Source organism: Streptomyces bikiniensis, from assembly GCF_000716625.1.
Taxonomy (GTDB): Bacteria; Actinomycetota; Actinomycetes; order Streptomycetales; family Streptomycetaceae; genus Streptomyces; species Streptomyces bikiniensis.
The window spans coordinates 411,073-427,454 of the sequence record NZ_JNXJ01000015.1; the positions used below are offsets into that span (position 1 = coordinate 411,073).

General features: G+C 73.4%; 13 protein-coding genes. 4 read left to right on the forward strand and 9 right to left on the reverse strand.

Translation table 11 applies throughout. From position 1 onward, the window contains the following. Window positions 1–70 precede the first annotated feature (70 nt). Window positions 71–1,171 carry an NAD(P)-binding domain-containing protein gene (locus OO47_RS14985; protein WP_030214149.1) on the forward strand — a complete coding sequence of 367 codons (1,101 nt, stop codon included), beginning with the start codon at window positions 71–73 and terminating at the stop codon, window positions 1,169–1,171. 94 nt (window positions 1,172–1,265) lie between these two features. Here OO47_RS14985 and mltG read toward each other — a convergent pair whose 3' ends face one another. Together mltG and OO47_RS14995 are read right to left on the reverse strand one after the other, a co-directional pair. Then, entirely contained in the window at window positions 1,266–2,123 is an 858-nt protein-coding gene (gene mltG / locus OO47_RS14990; protein ID WP_030214151.1) for an endolytic transglycosylase MltG, read from the reverse strand. Between the two features lie 91 nt (window positions 2,124–2,214). Next, window positions 2,215–4,071 carry an ABC transporter ATP-binding protein gene (locus tag OO47_RS14995; RefSeq protein ID WP_051716034.1) on the reverse strand — a complete coding sequence of 619 codons (1,857 nt, stop codon included), beginning with the start codon at window positions 4,069–4,071 and terminating at the stop codon, window positions 2,215–2,217. Window positions 4,072–4,160: 89 nt separating this feature from the next. On the opposite strand from OO47_RS14995, the gene OO47_RS15000 reads away from it, so the two are divergent. The 3 genes from OO47_RS15000 to OO47_RS15010 all read left to right on the forward strand — a co-directional run bounded on the left by OO47_RS15000 (window position 4,161) and on the right by OO47_RS15010 (window position 9,182). Continuing rightward, window positions 4,161–4,694: a MarR family winged helix-turn-helix transcriptional regulator gene (locus tag OO47_RS15000; protein ID WP_030214157.1), complete on the forward strand. Its 534-nt coding sequence runs from the start codon at window positions 4,161–4,163 to the stop codon at window positions 4,692–4,694. A gap of 39 nt (window positions 4,695–4,733) precedes the next feature. Continuing rightward, entirely contained in the window at window positions 4,734–7,658 is a 2,925-nt protein-coding gene (locus tag OO47_RS15005; protein WP_030214160.1) for an FAD-binding and (Fe-S)-binding domain-containing protein, read from the forward strand. 135 nt (window positions 7,659–7,793) lie between these two features. Then, a complete protein-coding gene (locus tag OO47_RS15010; RefSeq protein WP_030214163.1) occupies window positions 7,794–9,182 on the forward strand; it encodes a Gfo/Idh/MocA family protein in 1,389 nt (462 codons plus the stop codon). 258 nt (window positions 9,183–9,440) lie between these two features. On the opposite strand, the gene OO47_RS38425 is transcribed toward OO47_RS15010, so the two are convergent. The 7 genes from OO47_RS38425 to OO47_RS15045 all read right to left on the reverse strand — a co-directional run bounded on the left by OO47_RS38425 (window position 9,441) and on the right by OO47_RS15045 (window position 15,526). Next, the gene (locus OO47_RS38425; protein ID WP_030214166.1) at window positions 9,441–10,991 is read right to left on the reverse strand and encodes a hypothetical protein; all 1,551 of its coding nucleotides are present in this window, start codon (window positions 10,989–10,991) and stop codon (window positions 9,441–9,443) included. Beyond that, window positions 10,988–11,620: an ABC transporter ATP-binding protein gene (locus tag OO47_RS15020; protein ID WP_030214168.1), complete on the reverse strand. Its 633-nt coding sequence runs from the start codon at window positions 11,618–11,620 to the stop codon at window positions 10,988–10,990. Before OO47_RS15020 ends, OO47_RS38425 begins: the two co-directional genes overlap by 4 nt. Continuing rightward, window positions 11,617–12,357 carry a class I SAM-dependent methyltransferase gene (locus OO47_RS15025; protein WP_030214171.1) on the reverse strand — a complete coding sequence of 247 codons (741 nt, stop codon included), beginning with the start codon at window positions 12,355–12,357 and terminating at the stop codon, window positions 11,617–11,619. Before OO47_RS15025 ends, OO47_RS15020 begins: the two co-directional genes overlap by 4 nt. Further along, window positions 12,350–12,922, reverse strand: a complete 573-nt coding sequence (locus OO47_RS15030; protein ID WP_030214174.1) for a CypD family RiPP peptide-cysteine decarboxylase — start codon at window positions 12,920–12,922, stop codon at window positions 12,350–12,352. Before OO47_RS15030 ends, OO47_RS15025 begins: the two co-directional genes overlap by 8 nt. Further along, window positions 12,919–13,479 (reverse strand): hypothetical protein, encoded by a 561-nt coding sequence (locus OO47_RS15035; RefSeq protein WP_030214176.1) that lies wholly within the window; start codon window positions 13,477–13,479, stop codon window positions 12,919–12,921. The genes OO47_RS15030 and OO47_RS15035 overlap by 4 nt, the downstream gene beginning before the upstream one ends. Then, entirely contained in the window at window positions 13,469–14,974 is a 1,506-nt protein-coding gene (locus OO47_RS15040; RefSeq protein WP_234323176.1) for an alpha/beta fold hydrolase, read from the reverse strand. The genes OO47_RS15035 and OO47_RS15040 overlap by 11 nt, the downstream gene beginning before the upstream one ends. Window positions 14,975–15,337: 363 nt before the next feature. After that, the gene (locus tag OO47_RS15045) at window positions 15,338–15,526 is read right to left on the reverse strand and encodes a cypemycin family RiPP (RefSeq protein WP_030214182.1); all 189 of its coding nucleotides are present in this window, start codon (window positions 15,524–15,526) and stop codon (window positions 15,338–15,340) included. Window positions 15,527–16,382 lie beyond the last annotated feature (856 nt).

Below are 16,382 nucleotides of genomic sequence, written 5' to 3' on the forward strand. Positions count from 1 at the left end.
GATCCGCGCCCCCGCCCCGGTTGGTAGAAACGTGAACGATTTCGTGAGGGACGAAGCGGCGGCCGGGAGCGTGCGCGCGGTGGACGTCGTCGTGGTCGGCGCCGGACAGGCGGGGCTCTCCGCCGCCTTCCACCTGCGGCGCACCGGCCTGGAGCCGGACCGGGACTTCGTCGTCCTGGACCACGCCCCGCGCCCGGGCGGCGCCTGGCAGTTCCGGTGGCCCTCCCTCACGTACGGCAAGGTCCACGGCATGCACGCGCTGCCCGGGATGGAGCTGACCGGCGCGGACCCCGCGCGCCCCTCCTCCGAGGTGATCGGTGGCTACTTCGACGCGTACGAGCGGACCTTCGGCCTGCGGGTCCACCGGCCCGTGGACGTGACCGCCGTCCGGGAGGCCGGGGACGGGCGGCTGCGGGTGGAGACCTCGGAGGGCTCTTACGCGACCCGGGCCCTGATCAACGCCACCGGCACCTGGGACCGGCCCTTCTGGCCGCGCTACCCGGGGCAGGAGACCTTCCGGGGCCGTCAGCTGCACACCGCCGGATACCCGGGCCCGCAGGAGTTCGCGGACGAGCGGGTGCTCGTGGTGGGCGGCGGGGCCTCGGGGACCCAGCACCTGATGGAGATCGCGGAGGTCGCCGCCGAGACGTTCTGGGTGACCCGCCGCGAGCCCGTCTTCCGCGAGGGGCCGTTCGGCGAGGCGGAGGGGCGGGCGGCCGTCGCGCTGGTCGAGGAGCGGGTACGGCGGGGGCTGCCGCCGCAGAGCGTCGTCTCGGTCACCGGTCTGCCCCTCAACGACGCGATCCGGGAGGCACGCGCGCGGGGGGTCCTGGACCGGCTCCCGATGTTCGACCGGATCACCCCGACCGGGGTGGCCTGGGACGACGGCCGGAACGTCGACGTGGACGTGATCCTGTGGGCGACCGGCTTCCGGGCGGCGATCGACCACCTGGCCCCGCTGCGGCTGCGGGAGCCGGGCGGCGGCATCCGGGTGGAGGGCACGCGCGCGGTACGGGACGAGCGCGTCCACCTCGTGGGTTACGGACCCTCGGCCTCGACCATCGGCGCCAACCGGGCCGGGCGCGCGGCGGCCTCCGACGTCCGACGGCTCCTGCGCCGCGAGCGGGAGCGGGACCGGGAGCAGGACCGGACCGCCGTTCCCGCGGGCTGACCCGCCCCGCCGGTCCGCCGGTCCGCCGGTCGAAGCCTCCCCGCCCGGCCGACCCACCGGTCCGAAGCTTCCCCGCCCGGGCCGGTCCACCGGCTCAGGTCCTCCCCGTCCTCCGGTTGGCGTTGAACTCGGCCACGTTCGCCCGGTGGGAGGCGTAGTCGGCGGTGAAGCGGGTGTCGCCCGGGGCGACCGTGACGAAGTAGAGCCAGTCCCCGTCCGCCGGGTCGATCACCGCGTCCAGGGCCTGGTCCCCCGGGTTGCCGATGGGGGTCGGCGGCAGGCCCTTGCGCGCGTAGGTGTTGTACGGGCTCGTGGAGCGGGTGTCCTCGTGGGTGGTGTCCACGGTGCTGCGGCCCAGGGCGTAGTTGAGGGTCGAGTCCATCTGGAGGGCCATGCCCCGGGCGAGCCGGTTGTGGACGACCCGGGCGACCCTGGCCATGTCGTCCGGATTGTCGGCCTCGGCCTGGACGATGCTGGCCGCGATCACCGTCTCGTACACGCTCATCCCGTGGGCCCTGGCGCCCTCGGCGACCCTCGCGGTGCCGAACCGCTTTCCGGCCGTGTCCACCATGAAGCGCAGCAGGCCCTCCGGTTCGGTGGTGGAGAGGACCGGATAGGTGGCGGGGAAGAGGTAGCCCTCGGGGTTGCCGCGGGCCTCGGCGGGCAGCGGGAGGGCGGCGGGGGCGGTCGCGGCCTTCCGGGCGGCCCCCTCGGGCAGTCCGAGCGCCCGGTCGACGGCCGTGTAGACCTGGGCCGAGCGCCAGCCCTCCGGGACCAGCAGGGGGCGGGGCCGCTCGGCGGCCGGACGCTCGTCGCGGACGAGCAGCAGGGTGGCGGTGACCGCGACGGCCACGGCGAGCGCGGCTCCGAGGAGGAGCACCAGGCGCCCGCGGCGGGTGAGACGGGAACGGGGGCGGTGCGGGGGTGCGTACGGTGTCGGCCGGTACGTCATGGGCGCACGCTAACCCGGCCCGTACGGGAATCCGGGGAACCCCGCACGCGACGGCCCCCGTACGGAGGCCGGGCGCCGCCTCCCGGAAGGCTCACGCGGTCCGGGAGGTGACGGCCTCCGCACCCGCCCGCTCGCCCTCCGGGTCCGCGGCGCCGTCCCGGCGGACCAGGGCCGCGTACCGCCCGTCCCGGGCGAGCAGTTCCTCGTGCGTTCCGCGCTCGGCGATCCGCCCCTCCTCCAGGACGACGATCTGGTCGGCGTCGCGGACGGTGGAGAGGCGGTGGGCGATGGTGATGGTGGTGCGGCCGGCCGACAGGGCGTCGATGGCCCGCTGCACGGCGTGCTCGGTGTGCGTGTCCAGGGCGCTGGTCGCCTCGTCGAGGATGAGCACGGGCGGGTCGCGCAGGATGGTGCGCGCGATGGCGAGGCGCTGCTTCTCGCCGCCCGAGAAGCGGTAGCCGCGCTCGCCGACCAGGGTGTCGTAGCCGTCCGGGAGCGAGGCGATGTGGTCGTGGATCTGGGCGGCGCGGGCGGCGGCCTCGATCTCCTCGTCGGTGGCGTCCGGCTTGGCGAAGCGGAGGTTGTCGGCGACGGAGGCGTGGAAGAGGTACGTCTCCTGCGAGACGACGCCGACCGCGCGGGCGAGGGTGTCGAAGTCCAGGTCGCGCACGTCGACGCCGTCGAGGGTGACGCGCCCGTCGGTGACGTCGTACAGCCGGGGCACCAGGTAGCTGAGGGTGGACTTGCCGGAGCCGGTCGGGCCGACGACGGCCAGGCTGCCGCCGGCGGGTACGGTCAGGTCGACGCCGTCCAGGGTGGCGCGGCCCGGGGCTCCGGGGTCGTACCGGAACCCGACCTTCTCGAAGGAGACCTCGCCGCGGATCTCCGGCAGCCGGACCGGGTCGGCGGGCTCGGTGATGTCGACGGGCAGGTCGAGGTATTCGAAGATGCGCTGGAAGAGCGCGAGGGAGGTCTGCATCTGCACGCCGGTGGAGAGCAGGCTGACGGCGGGCCGGAAGAGGCCCTGCTGGAGCGAGACGAAGGCGACGAGCGTGCCGAGGGAGATCGCGGTGCCGCCGGCTCCGGCGGCCAGGCCCGCGGCCCAGTAGATCAGGGCGGGCATGGCGGCCATGACGATGCCGATGACGGACATCCGCCAGCGCCCGGCCATGGAGGAGCGCACCTCCAGGTCGACCAGGCGCTCGGACTCCTCGGCGAAGGACCTGGTCAGGGAGTCGGAGCGGCCCATGGTGCGGCCGAGCAGGATGCCGCTCACCGAGAGGGACTCGGTGACGGTCGCGGCCATGGCGGCCATCTGCTTCTGGCGCCGGGTGGTGATGCGCTTGCGCTCGCGGCCGACGCGGCGGCTGATCCAGACGAAGACCGGCAGCAGGAGCAGCGAGACGAGGGTGAGCCGCCAGTCGAGGGCGAGCATGGCGACGACGGTCGCGACGACGGCGGTGAGGTTGGAGACGAGGGAGGTGGCCGTGGAGGTCACGGTCGCCTGCATGCCTCCGATGTCGTTGGCGATGCGGGACTGGACCTCGCCGGTACGCGTGCGCGTGAAGAAGGCGAGCGGCATCTGCTGGAGCCGCTCGTAGACGGCGGTGCGCAGGTCGTGCATGACGCGCTGGCCGACGGTGGTCGAGATGAAGGTCTGGAGGACGCCGAAGACGCTGGTCAGGACGGCGGCGACGATCATGCCGAGGGCGAGCAGGCCGAGCAGGCCGGTGCGGCCCTGGGGGATCGCGACGTCCAGGATCTCCTTGAGCAGGAACGGCGAGGCGACCGTGACGAGCGAGGCGGCGCCGACCAGGAGGCCGACGAGCGCCAGGCGCGCGCGGTAGGGACGGAAGAGCCGCAGGATGCGCCGCACCTGGGCGGGCTCCTCCGGTTCTCCGGGGTCACGGGGCGGGGGCGTCCATTCGGACTCGTCGTGGGGGCGCATGGGCTCCTTCGGTGGATTCGGTGTCGATCAGAGCATAGGTCACTGTTACCTATGCTCACAATGAACGGCGTCCTGATATTGTTCCCGTCATGAGCACTACCGACCGTACGAGCGATCCGGACGCCCCCGGCCGCACGAGCGAGGCGGGCGTCCCGAGCCGCGCGGACCGTGCGGGCGGGCCGGGCGCCTCCGACGCCGACGGGCTCCTCGCCGAGCAGCTGCTCCGGCTCACCCGCCGGCTGCACCGCATCCAGAAGCGCCATCTGGAGCCGGTCGGCATCACCCCCGCGCAGTCCCGGCTCCTGCGCACGGTCGCGGCCTTCGGGGAACCGCCCCGGATGGCCGACCTCGCGGCCCGCCTCGAAGTCGTCCCCAGGGCGGTGACCAGCCTCGTCGACGGCCTGGAGGCCGCCGGCCGGGTGCGCAGGGCACCCGATCCGGACAACCGCCGCGTGATCCGGATCGAGCTCACCGACGCGGGCCGCGCCACGCTGCGGGAGCTGCGCAGCGCGCGCCGGGCGGCCGCAGAGGACATCCTTGCTCCATTGACCGCCGAACAGCGCGAGGTGCTCGGAGGCCTGCTGACCGCCCTGGTCGACCCCGGACCGGAGGGCGGCTGCTGACCCCTCGGGGACGGGATCGCGCCGAAGGGGAGCCGTGACATGCCGCTGCTGGAACCGGACCCGCAGGCCCTCCGTCCCGGTCGGGTGCGGACCCCGGCCCCGGACCGGGTCCCGGCGCTGCACGCCAAGGGGACCTCGCGCCGGCTGCGCGAGGAGCTGACCGCGCTCCTCGGCCCCGGGAAGGTCCTCGGCAGGATCTCCGACCTGGTCCGCTACGCCTCGGACGCCAGCCCCTACCGCTTCGTCCCGCAGGTCGTCGTGGTCGCCGAGGACCTGGACGACGTCTCCGCCGTCCTGTCGTACGCGCACGGCAAGGGCCGCGAGGTGGTCTTCCGGGCCGCCGGGACCAGCCTCAACGGGCAGGCGCAGGGCGAGGACGTCCTGGTGGACGTGCGCCGCCACTGGGCCGGCGTCGAGGTCCTGGACGGCGGCGCCCGCGCCCGCATCCGCCCCGGCACCACCGTCGTGCGGGCCAACGCGGCGCTCGCCCCGTACGGGCGGGTCCTCGGCCCCGATCCCGCCAGCGCGATCGCCTGCACGATCGGCGGCGTCGTCGCCAACAACGCCTCGGGCATGACGGCCGGGACGACCCGCAACTCGTACCGGACCGTCGCCTCGCTCACCGCCGTCCTGCCGAGCGGCACCGTGGTCGACACCGGCGCCCCGGACGCCGACGAGGAGCTGGCGCGGGCCGAGCCGGCGCTCTGCGCGGAGCTGCTCGCACTGAAGGCCGAGATCGAGGCGGACGCCGAGCTGACCGCCCGCATCCGGGCCAAGTACACCCTCAAGAACACCAACGGCTACCGGCTCGACGCCTTCCTCGACGGGGACACGCCCGTCGAGATCCTGCGGGGCCTCATGGTGGGCTCCCAGGGCACCCTCGGCTTCCTCTCCGAGGTCGTCTTCGACACCCTGCCGCTGGAGCGCGAGGTCTCCACGGCCCTGCTCTTCTTCCCCTCGCTGCCGGCCGCCGCCGCGGCCGTGCCGCTGTTCAACGACGCCGGGGCGGTCGCCGTCGAGCTGATGGACGGAAACACGCTGCGGGCCTCGGTCAGCGTGGCGGGCGTGCCCGCCGACTGGGCGGACCTCCCGAAGGACACCACGGCGCTCCTGGTCGAGTTCCGGGCCCCGGACGCGGCGGCCCTCGACGCGTACGAGCGGGCGGCGGACGCCGTCCTCGCCGGGCTCGACCCGGTCGCCCCGGTGGCGTCCGTGGAGAACGCGTTCACCCGCGAGCCGGGGCGGATCGGCGGCTACTGGAAGGCCCGCAAGGCGTTCGTGACGGCGGTGGGCGGCTCCCGCCCCTCCGGTACGACCCTGATCACCGAGGACTTCGCGGTGCCGCCGGCCCGGCTCGCGGAGGCCTGCGCCGCGCTGCTCGACCTCCAGGAGCGGCACGGCTTCGACGCGGCCGTGGCCGGTCACGCGGCCCACGGCAACCTGCACTTCCTGCTCGCGTTCGACGCGGCCGACCCGTCCGACGTCGAGCGGTACGCGGCCTTCATGGACGAGTTCTGCAAGCTGACCGTGGAGCGCTTCGACGGCTCCCTGAAGGCCGAGCACGCCACCGGCCGCAACATCGCGCCCTTCCTGGAACTGGAGTGGGGGACGCGGGCGACCGAGCTGATGTGGCGGATCAAGGAGGCCTTCGACCCGGCCGGGGTGCTCGCCCCGAGGGTCGTCCTGGACCGCGACCCGCAGGCCCATCTGCGCGGCCTGAAGACGATCCCGACCGTGGAACGGATCGCCGACCCCTGCATCGAGTGCGGCTTCTGCGAACCGGTCTGCCCCAGCCGCGACCTGACGACCACTCCGCGCCAGCGGATCGTGCTGCGCCGGGAGATGCTGCGGCAGGAGGACGGCTCACCGGTCGAGGACCGGCTCCTGGAGGAGTACGGGTACGACGCCGTCGACACCTGCGCCGGCGACTCCACGTGCGCGCTCGCCTGCCCGGTCGGCATCGACACGGGCGCGTTGATGAAGGAGTTCCGGCACGCGCGGCACGCGCCGCGCGAGGAGCGGATCGCCGCGCTGGCCGCCCGGAACTTCCGGGCCGTGGAGGCCTCCGCTCGGCTCGCGGTCGCCGCCGCCGACCGGATCGGCGACCGGGCCGCGGAGTCGGTGACCGGCCTCGCCCGCCGGGCGGTCCGCCCCGACCTCGTACCGGCGTGGCTGCCCGGGGTCCCCGGCGCCGCGCCGCGCCGGCTGCCCCGCACCCACCGCCCGGCGGCGGTCGCCGTCTACTACCCGGCCTGTGTGAACCGGATCTTCGGCGGCCCGGACGACGAGCCCGGGCCCTCGCTCCCCGAGGCCGTCGTCGCGCTGTCGGCGCGGGCCGGGCGGCCGGTGTGGATCCCGGACGACGTGGCCGGCACCTGCTGCGCGACGATCTGGCACTCCAAGGGGTACGAGCGGGGCGACGAGGTGATGGCCAACCGGATCGTCGAGGCGGCCTGGGGCTGGACGGCGGGCGGGCGGCTGCCGCTCGTGGTGGACGCCTCCTCGTGCACGCTCGGCATCGCGCGCGAGGTGGTGCCGTACCTGACGGAGGAGAACCGGGAGCTGCACGCGGAACTGACGGTGGTGGACTCCCTCGTGTGGGCGGCGGACGAGCTGCTCCCCCGGCTCGACGTGCGCCGCCGGGTCGGCTCCGCCGTGGTCCACCCCACGTGCTCGATGCGGCACCTGGGCGACGAGGACCGGCTGACCGCGCTGGCCGGGGCCTGCGCGGAGGAGGTCGTGGTGCCCGCCGACGCGGGCTGCTGCGCCTTCGCGGGCGACCGGGGCATGCTGCACCCGGAGCTGACGGCGTCGGCGACGGCCCGGGAGACGGCCGAGGTCACGGCCCGGCCGTTCGACGCACACCTCTCGGCCAACCGGACGTGCGAGATCGGGATGGACCGGGCGACGGGCCGCACCTACGTGTCGGCGCTGATCGCCCTGGAGCGCGCCACACGCCCCTGACCTGACGTCAGCACCCGGGCACGTTAGGGCGGTGGAACCTTTCGCACGTTCGGGTGAGGCGCGGCGGGCGGTCCGGCACGGCGCCGGAGCGGGAACGTACAGTCCGACTGTCCGACTCCGGCTCCGGGAGGTTCCGTGAACGAGCAGACGCCGCACCCCCCGAGCCGCCGCGAGGTCCTCAGGACCGGCGCCGGAGCGGGCCTCGGTCTCGCCGCCGCCGGCACCGGGGCGGCCCACGCCGCCCCCGGCACCGCCCCCGCGGCCGCCCCCGCACGCCAGGGCGCCACCATGGCCGGTGTCCCCTTCGACGCCCGCTCCACGGTCCGGGTGGGGATCGTGGGCTTCGGCAACCGGGGCGCCGCCATGATCGGGCACTTCCTCGCCCACTCCTGGGTGCGGGTCGCCGCCGTCTGCGACCCGGTGCGCGCGAAGGCCGAGCGGGCCGCCGCGCAGGTCGTCGCCGCGGGACACCCGGCCCCCGCCCTGTACGTCAACGGCGAGGAGGACTACGCGAACCTCTGCGCCCGCGCCGACCTCGACTTCGTGTACGTGGCGACCCCCTGGGAGAGCCACCTCGCGATCGCCCGGTCCGCGATGCTGAACGGCAAGCACGTCGGCGTGGAGTGTCCGGCCGCCATGACGATCGACGAGCTGTGGGAGCTGGTCGACCTCTCGGAGCGGACCCGCCGGCACTGCATGCAGCTGGAGAACTGCTGCTACGGCCGGAACGAGATGCGGGTGCTGCGGATGGCGCACGCGGGGAAGTTCGGCGAACTCCTGCACGGGGCGGGGGCGTACCACCACGACCTGCGCGCCCTGCTGTTCTCGTCGGCGTACTACGAGGGGCCCTGGCGCCGGCTGTGGCACACCCGGCTGCGCGGCGACCTCTACCCCAACCACGGCTTCGGCCCGGTCGCGAACTACATGGACGTCAACCGGGGCGACCGGGCGGTGAGCATCAGCAGCCTCGGCACCCCGGCGCTCGCCCTCGCCGAGTACCGGAAGGAGCACGTGCCGCCCGGCGACCCGAGCTGGAAGGAGACGTACGTCGGGAGCGACCGCACCGTCAGCCTGATCCGGACGGCGAGGGGGCGGGTGATCCGCCTCGAACACGACGTCTCCACCCCGCACCCGTACAGCAGGGTCAACAGCCTGGGCGGCACCCGGGGCGTCTTCGAGGACTACCCGCCCCGGATCTATCTGGAGCCGGACCACGAGAACGACGAGTGGGGCGACTTCTCGGCCTACGCCGCCGCGTTCGACCACTGGCTCTGGAAGGAGCACGCCAACCCGCCAGGCGCGCACGGCGGCATGGACTACCTCATGGTCTACCGCCTCCTCCAGTGCCTGCGGGAAGGCCTCGTACCGGACTTCGACGTGTACGACGCCGCCGTCTGGACGGCCCCACTGCCCCTGAGCCACGCCTCGATCAAGGCGGGCGGGGCGCCGCAGGAGATCCCGGACTTCACCCGCGGGGAGTGGCAGCGGTCCCGGCCGGGCGTGGACTCGGCGAAACCGGCCTGAGAGAACGCCCCGCACCCGGCCCCGTATGCGGGGCCATGGCGTTCCGTCCTCCTCGCACAGGATGCCCGGCGCGAGGGTGTCGGCGGTGCCGGCGGCCCACTCGGAAAGCGTGTGGGGGCGTCCCCCTCACCTGTGCGGACCCCGTGTCCTCCGCCGGCGCCCGGCAGGGCGTACGAAGGCCCCGACCGCAGTGCGGCCGGGGCCTTCGTCGTCGTGTGCCCACACGGGGAGGTCGGCTCCGTGCCGGACCCGGGTTCCTCACGTCCGGCCGAGGCGGGCGGCCAGGGTCCTGGGGGACCACCCCGTCCGGCGCAGGCCCGCCCAGACGCAGCAGGCGGCCAGGCCCGACGCGGTCAGGGCCGCGCCCGACGCGGACGGCATCTCGTTCATCACGAGGACGCCCAGCAGCACGGCGACAAGTCCGTCGAACTGCCACGCGAAGACACGGAGTCCGGACAAGTCGCCCAAGGGCGTGATGATGGGGAGCAGCAGTTCGACGGGCAGGTCGGTCTTCATCTCACGCAGGAACCGGGCACCGAGCACGAGCACCAACGACCCCGCGACGAGCAGCGACGCGTCGGCCGCCCGGCCGTCCTGGAGTGGCCACCGGGCCAGGAGCGCGGCACCGCTCGCCAGGCCCGCCGCGGTCACCACCGCGACGAGCGGCCAGGCCAGGGTGCGTGCGAGCGTCCCGCCCCACCTCTCGCCGAGCAGCGGGGCCAGGGTCAGTTCGTCGCGCAGGCCGCGCCAGGTCTCACCGACCCACCCGGACCCCCAGTAGACGGCGGCCGCGCCGACCGCCCAGGACAGCGTCGCCGTCCTGGCGTCCGGCTCCGCGACGCCGAGCGTCAGCAGGGCACCGCCGGCCGGCAGGAACGCAGCGGCCGCGATCGTGCGGCCCCGGGTGCGGAGGGCGCGGACCGCGCCCTGGACGAGGTGGCCGCGCAGGCGCCCGTCCCGGCGGATCAGGGCCGAGGTGAGCCCCCGGGGCTCCGGGCGGTAGAGGTCGAGCGCATGGTGGAGCGTGCCGGTCCAGGCGAAGGTCTGGGCCTCGGCGGCGCGCGCCGATTCGCGGGCGAGCCGGGCGAGGTCGACCGCGTGGAGGGAGCGGAAGACGGACCGGGAGAGCAGCGCCGCCGCGGCCGCCGGCACGCCGGCGGCGAGCCACAGGCCGCCCCCGCCCAGGAGGGGGGAGGAGCCGAGCAGTGCCACGGCGACCGCCGTGACGGCCGTCCCGGCGGCGAGCAGCAGGTTCTCGCGGACCGTCCGGACCTGACCCCACAGCCATGCCACGGGGGCGACGGCGCCGACGCCCACCGCGACGGCCACGCCCTGCGGCAGGAGCACGCTTCCCGGCCGGTCGAACAGGTCGGTCACGAGGAAGGTCGCGGTGACCACCGCCAGCAGCGTGCCGAGTCCCGCGTACAGCAGCCGGCGGCGGGCGATCGTGCCGAGGTAGTCCGCCGGGGACAGGTCCGTGGACATGAACACGTGCAGCAGGAACGGCTTCAGCACCAGCGGTCCCCAGAACCGGCCGGTGAGCTGGGCGCCCCAGACCGCCGCCGCCGCGACCAGGCACGCCACGGGGGTCGCCGCTGCGGAGGACTCCAGGGGGAGGAGCGTCCGGGCGGTCCTCACCAGGTGGACGACCGGCACCACGTAGACGAGGACGAGGACGACGGTGAGATAGACGGGGTACGCCCACTCCCGCACCGTGCCGCGGTCGCCGCGGTGGGCGTACCGGTGCCGTACCGCGTGGACGCGGTCCTTGGGGTCGGTCTCGGCCATGCTGAGGGTGTCCGTCGTCATCCCAGCTCCACGACGCCGTCGCAGGCGTCCACCATGACGGGCTCGTGGGTGGCGACCAGGAATGCGGTCCCCTGCTCCGCGCGCTCGGCGAGCAGGGTGGCGACGAGGTCGACGCGGTCGGTGTCGAGGTGCCGCTCGGGCTCGTCGAGCAGGACGACGTCGGCGGGGCGGACCAGGGTCAGCGCGAGGTTGAAGAGCTGGAGCTGGCCGGAGGAGAGCTGCGAGGGGAACCGCCCGGCCAGGGCGGTGAGGCCCAGGCGTCCGACGACCTCCTCGGCGCGCTCGGCGGTGGTCGCGGTGTTGCCGTACCAGGAGGCGGCGACCAGGGCCACCTGCTCGTGCAGCGTCATGTCGCGGGCGACGGGAACCGGGTCGACGAGCGACGCCACGGACCGCCGGTGCCGGGGCCTGCCCATGTCGACGGTCTCGCCCCGCACGAGAACGGCGCCGTCCGTCAGCCGCCGGCTTCCCAGGAAGGCCCGGAGGAGGGTCGTCTTCCCCGAGCCGTTGCTTCCGGTGAGGCACCGGAACTCGCCCGGCATCACCTCGAACGTCGTCGGCGCCAGCAGGACGGTGTCGTCCAGGACGACGGTGGCGTCCTCCGCGGCGATCGCGGGCACGCCGCTCACCGCTGCTGTTCCAGGACGATCAGCATCTCCCGCGAGCGCGCGCCGTAGGGCTCTCCCGCGTACGACCCGTCGACCCTCGTCACCTCCAGACCCGCGATCCGTGCCATCAGCCGGATCTCCGCGAGCGTGGCCCAGGTGGCCTGCTCGTGGAACGCGGTGAGGGTCGACGCGCCCTGGACCAGGAAGATGCTCAGGATCTGCTGGGCGGCCCGGTCCGAGGTCTGCGTCACCGTCACCATGTGCTCCCGGCCGAGCGGGTAGGTGACCGAGTGCGCGTCGCCGCCCGCGCGCTGGAACTCGGCGGGGTCGGTGCAGTCGAGGAAGGCCGCGCCGCCCGGTGCCAGGTGCCGTGCGACGACGCGCAGGAGGTCGATCTTCTCCTCCTGCTCCTGGGCGAGGAAGAAGGTGTTCCTCGACAGGGTGACGACGTCGAACGCGGAGTCCAGCCGGAGGTCGCGGAAGTCCCCCTCGACCGCTTCGACGTCGTGGTCGAGGCACTTCTCCTTCAGGACGTCCAGTGACGGCCGGGAGGCGTCGACGGCCACGACCCGCGCGCCGGCGTCGGCGAGCGCGAGCGAGGAGACGCCCGTGCCGCATCCCAGGTCCAGGACGGTCCGCCCGGCCAGGGGCCTGTGCGATGCCACCCAGGCGGCGTGGCCGGCCCCCGGGGAGAGCATCGAGGACACCAGGTCGTACGCCTCGACGGCCGACTCGTCGTACACGCTCGGGTCACTCACCGGAACGTCCTTCCTTCCGCATCCTGTTGGCCACACCGAGGGCGCCCGGCAGGTTGAACCCCACCTCGGCCGACGACCGGTCGCTCGCGCGCACGCCGTTGACACGGGGCGCGAACGCCACGTTCGGTCGGAGTTCGAGCGTACGCAGGTGGCTCTCGACGATCTCGTTGGTCCCCGGGAAGGTGTCCGCGACGACGATGGGCGCGTCGGTCACCTGGAGCATCAGGAGGGCGGGCGAGTCCGCGCGGCCCTGTGCCAGGCGCATGACGGTGTCCAGGGTGGCGGGGAAGACGACGAAGCACTCGGATCCGCCGCTGCGTCCGGCGTTGACCTCGGGCGGTACGTCCGGATCGTCCCACGTGTCGGTCCACACCGTGCCGTTGGCCAGATGGCGGAGCGCCCGAACCGCCAGGAACCGTGACGCGGCGGGCGTCACCGACACATTGACGACCAGGTCCGGGTGGAGCTCCCGCAGCCAGTGGATCCACCACGGCACGAGCGCCGCGCCGATGGAGCCGGTGACGTGGAGGTGGAGCTCCGTCCCCTCGTACTTCTCCCCGTTCACGCGGCGGCCTCCGCCGCGCGCGGGGCGGTGCCGAGGGGGATCCACTCGGAGGTGAGGATCGGCTTCATCCGGTGCTGCGCCGGCGCGCTGGGGAACACGTTCATCAGCAGGAACTGGAGGGCCCGTGCCTCGTCGGACACCGCGGCCCGGCTCGCCGCGCACACCAGCTCGTACGGCAGGCTCCGGGTGACCCAGGCGAAGTCGGCCTGGTTCGCGCTCATGACGGAGAGCTGCTGCATGGCGTCGAACAGCGCCTTGGGCCCGCGGCTCCGCGGGTTGTAGAGCACCTGCGTCCAGCCGTGCGGCACGACGGGGGTCACGTCGCGCCACGGCGTCGGGCCGTCACCAGCGGTCTCCCGCACCAGCAGGTGCACGTTCTGCACCCCGGGGTTGGGAGCGAAGAAGCGCCATCCGGGGAGGGGCCAGCCGCCCGTGAACTTGCGCAGGTCCTGGTTGTAGGAGTCGGGGGTGTTCTGGAGGACGGTCGCGACCAGGTGCGTCGCGAGCGCTCCGACGGCGAAGGCGGTCGCCCCGCCCTTGAGCTGGTCAGCAAGCATCGACGAACCTTCTGACGGCGTCTTCGACCTTCTCGGCGTGGTGGCGGTGCCCGATGATCGAGCGGTGCGCCGAGCCGTGCACCACCTCGTACTTCGCCCCGAGCTTCTCGGCCAGGGCCGCCTGCTGGTCGGCGAACTCGTCCGAGGCGACGACCAGGACCGAGGGAACCGCGCCGAGGCGGGACAGGGCACCCTCGGTCCGGACCGCCCGGTACTCGCGGACCGAGTTGACGACGTTCCTCGGGGAGAAGACGAACTGCACGTGGCCGAACTGGGTGTCGGGCGTGTATCCGGCCTGCCGTTCCACCGCGTTGGGTGCCCATTCGTAGATCCCGGTGACCGCCGCCAGCAGGGTGTAGAGCTGTGCCTGGAGGAAGGTGCCGAACCGCCTGCGGTCCGTGCGGTCCTCGTCCAGGAGTGCCGGGTCGGTGCCGTCGACGACGACCAGTTTGTCGACCCGGTCCGCGAAGCGCGGGTCCCGTACGTAGGAGGCCGCGCTCAGCGAGCCGATCGAGTGGGTGACCACCACGATCTCGCCCTCGGCCCCGATCTCGTCGAGGACCGCGGCGAGGAGGTCCCCACTCGCCGCCCGTGACGTCGTGAGACCGTATCCGGACCGGTGGTAGCGGACGACCGTGTGGTGACGGGCCAGGCCCTCGGCGACCCACTCCCACGATTCGAGGGACTGCCCCAGGCCGCACTCCAGAACGATCACCGTGCGGGAGGCGGCCCCGTCCCCGGGGCGGTCCACCCGGTACTCGACGTCGCCGCCGGCGTGGCGGAGCCGTGCGGAGCCCTTGGGGCCGAGCCGCCGTTCCCGGGCGGTCAGGCGCTTCTCGCGGGCGATCAGGGCGCTGGCGAGGACGACGCCGCCGGCGATGCCGACCACGGCCTTCTCGAACGTCCGGGGCGTGCCGCGCGTGTCCAGGACGTAGCCGACGGCTCCATGGGCGCCGAAGAACCCCCAGACGAAACGGGGAAGCTCCATGGCTGCCGCCACGCCGGCGTGGAAGGCCTTGACCGCCGAGAGCGCGTGGGACGCCTGTTCACGCGGCAGCAGGTAGACGAGCGGGAAGGCCGTCTCCCACGCCACCGTACCGATGGTCAGGGCCCGGCAGAGCTTCGGATGCCTGCGCAGGAGGGCCGCGGCCGGTCCACTGCCGTACGCCTCCGTCCGCAGGACTTCGATCAGGGCGTCGCCCTGGACCCAGCTGCTGCCGAATGCCTTGGAGACGCCCGAGACCGCATAGCTCAGCGCGGCCTGGAAGTTGACCGCACGCAGGAAGAGGTCGTCGGAGAACCTCTGGTCGGGTATGAGCGCCGTGAGGGCGCGGTACTGCGTGACGACGGCCGTCATCTGGTCCGCGCCGTCCCGCCCGTACGGGGTGCGGATCTCGCTCAGCCGGTTGCACGTCCCGATGACGGTCGCGGCGGCGATCTGCGCCCTCCGGTTACCGCGCGCGAGTGCCAGCCCGGCCGACGCGGCGAGGGTCACTCCCGCGAGTACGCGAGGGGTGCGGGGATGGTCGAGCACACGGCCGACCCGATGCCTCAGGCTGCCCGGTGGGTACTGTCGGGCCGACGTTCCCCGGAGGTATCCGTCTTCTTCGAATTCCGCACGGAGAAAAAGGCTCTCAGCGGCCGCCAGAGCCTGTCCGATCGCTATCGGGAGAAATACGCGATCGGCTGCCGCCTGGATGGTGGACGTTTTCGAGGCGTACCGCCTCCACCACTTCTTTTCCACCGGATTACTCGTCTCCGTCCGTCACGGGCCCGGCTGTCGTCATGAGTGCCGCGAGGTCGCGCGCCGGAGGGGCCCGGCCGTGCGGGCCCCTCCGGCGACGGCTCGGTCCTTAACTCAGCAGACCAGGCATATGGTGCTGCCCTGGATGACGAACTGGGCGACGGTCGGGGTGGCCGGCGTGGCCATGGCGGGCGTCTCGCAGTTCGAGTGGAAGCCCGGCGCCGCGCCTTCGAGGACGGTGTTCGCGAAGTCCTGCGCCGCCAGCACCTCCGGGTGGACGGCAGTGGAATCCTGTCGCGTCATGGCCGATACAGATCGCACTTGATTAACCTTTCGTCGGTGGTCATGCGAGCGAATGGTCTCGGCGTGCCGAATATCGCGGCTCCCGCCACCCGCTTCGCGTGAACGTGCCGCGCGGCGCCCAAAAATCGACGCCTCGGGCCCACCCTAAACACGCATTCAGCAACGCGTCAAACATGGCTAATCCACTGCCCCACTACTAACACGGAGAAGGAGATGGAGCAGAAAATGCGATCCTTTTCAGCCATCGAGAGAAACCGAAGCGAGGGTGCGGCGGAGACGGACCTCATCCAGTACCGGGAGGCAACAGGGCGCGCCCGGGAGCGCCCTCCGGGCCACCGGAGGGCGACGAATCATCGGCCGGTACTGGACGGCAGTGCGTCACATTCCCCGCGCCCGGTCGCGCCGTGGCGCATATTCTCGGCCATGGACCCACGGACCCACGGACCCACGGACCGGAGAGACTGAGCCCCTTCCGACCCGGCGCATCTGCTGCGGGCGGCGGCACCCGGACTCGCGGACCGCAAGCGGCGTGATCACCGGCCGCAGCGCGTACGCCGCGATCAGCCAGGCCGCGTTCGGGTCCGACACATCCATGGGAGACCTCACGGCGGCCCTCCTCCTCCGCCGCCTCCGGGACCGCCACAACGGGATGCCGAGCAACAGCCGTACGGCTCCGGACACCGACCCGAGCGTCCCACCGCAGCGCAGCCGAGGCCGCGTCCCGCCCGGCCCTTGTCCCCGGCAGCGCCGTCGTCCGGGCACGGCCATGGCCGGATCTGTTCCTCCCGGGTGGAAAATCGTTTGCCGGTACGCGGGGAAAAAGCGAACCTTGCACGGTTTCCGACGCCGCCGCGCA

Coding starts and splice junctions, on each gene's coding strand:
- OO47_RS15005 (WP_030214160.1), top strand. CDS start 4,734: ATGCCGCTGCTGGAACCGGACCCGCAGGCCCTCCGTCCCGGTCGGGTG.
- OO47_RS38425 (WP_030214166.1), bottom strand. CDS start 10,991: ATGACGACGGACACCCTCAGCATGGCCGAGACCGACCCCAAGGACCGC.
- OO47_RS15045 (WP_030214182.1), bottom strand. CDS start 15,526: ATGACGCGACAGGATTCCACTGCCGTCCACCCGGAGGTGCTGGCGGCG.
- OO47_RS15035 (WP_030214176.1), bottom strand. CDS start 13,479: ATGCTTGCTGACCAGCTCAAGGGCGGGGCGACCGCCTTCGCCGTCGGA.
- OO47_RS14995 (WP_051716034.1), bottom strand. CDS start 4,071: ATGCGCCCCCACGACGAGTCCGAATGGACGCCCCCGCCCCGTGACCCC.
- OO47_RS15000 (WP_030214157.1), top strand. CDS start 4,161: ATGAGCACTACCGACCGTACGAGCGATCCGGACGCCCCCGGCCGCACG.
- mltG (WP_030214151.1), bottom strand. CDS start 2,123: ATGACGTACCGGCCGACACCGTACGCACCCCCGCACCGCCCCCGTTCC.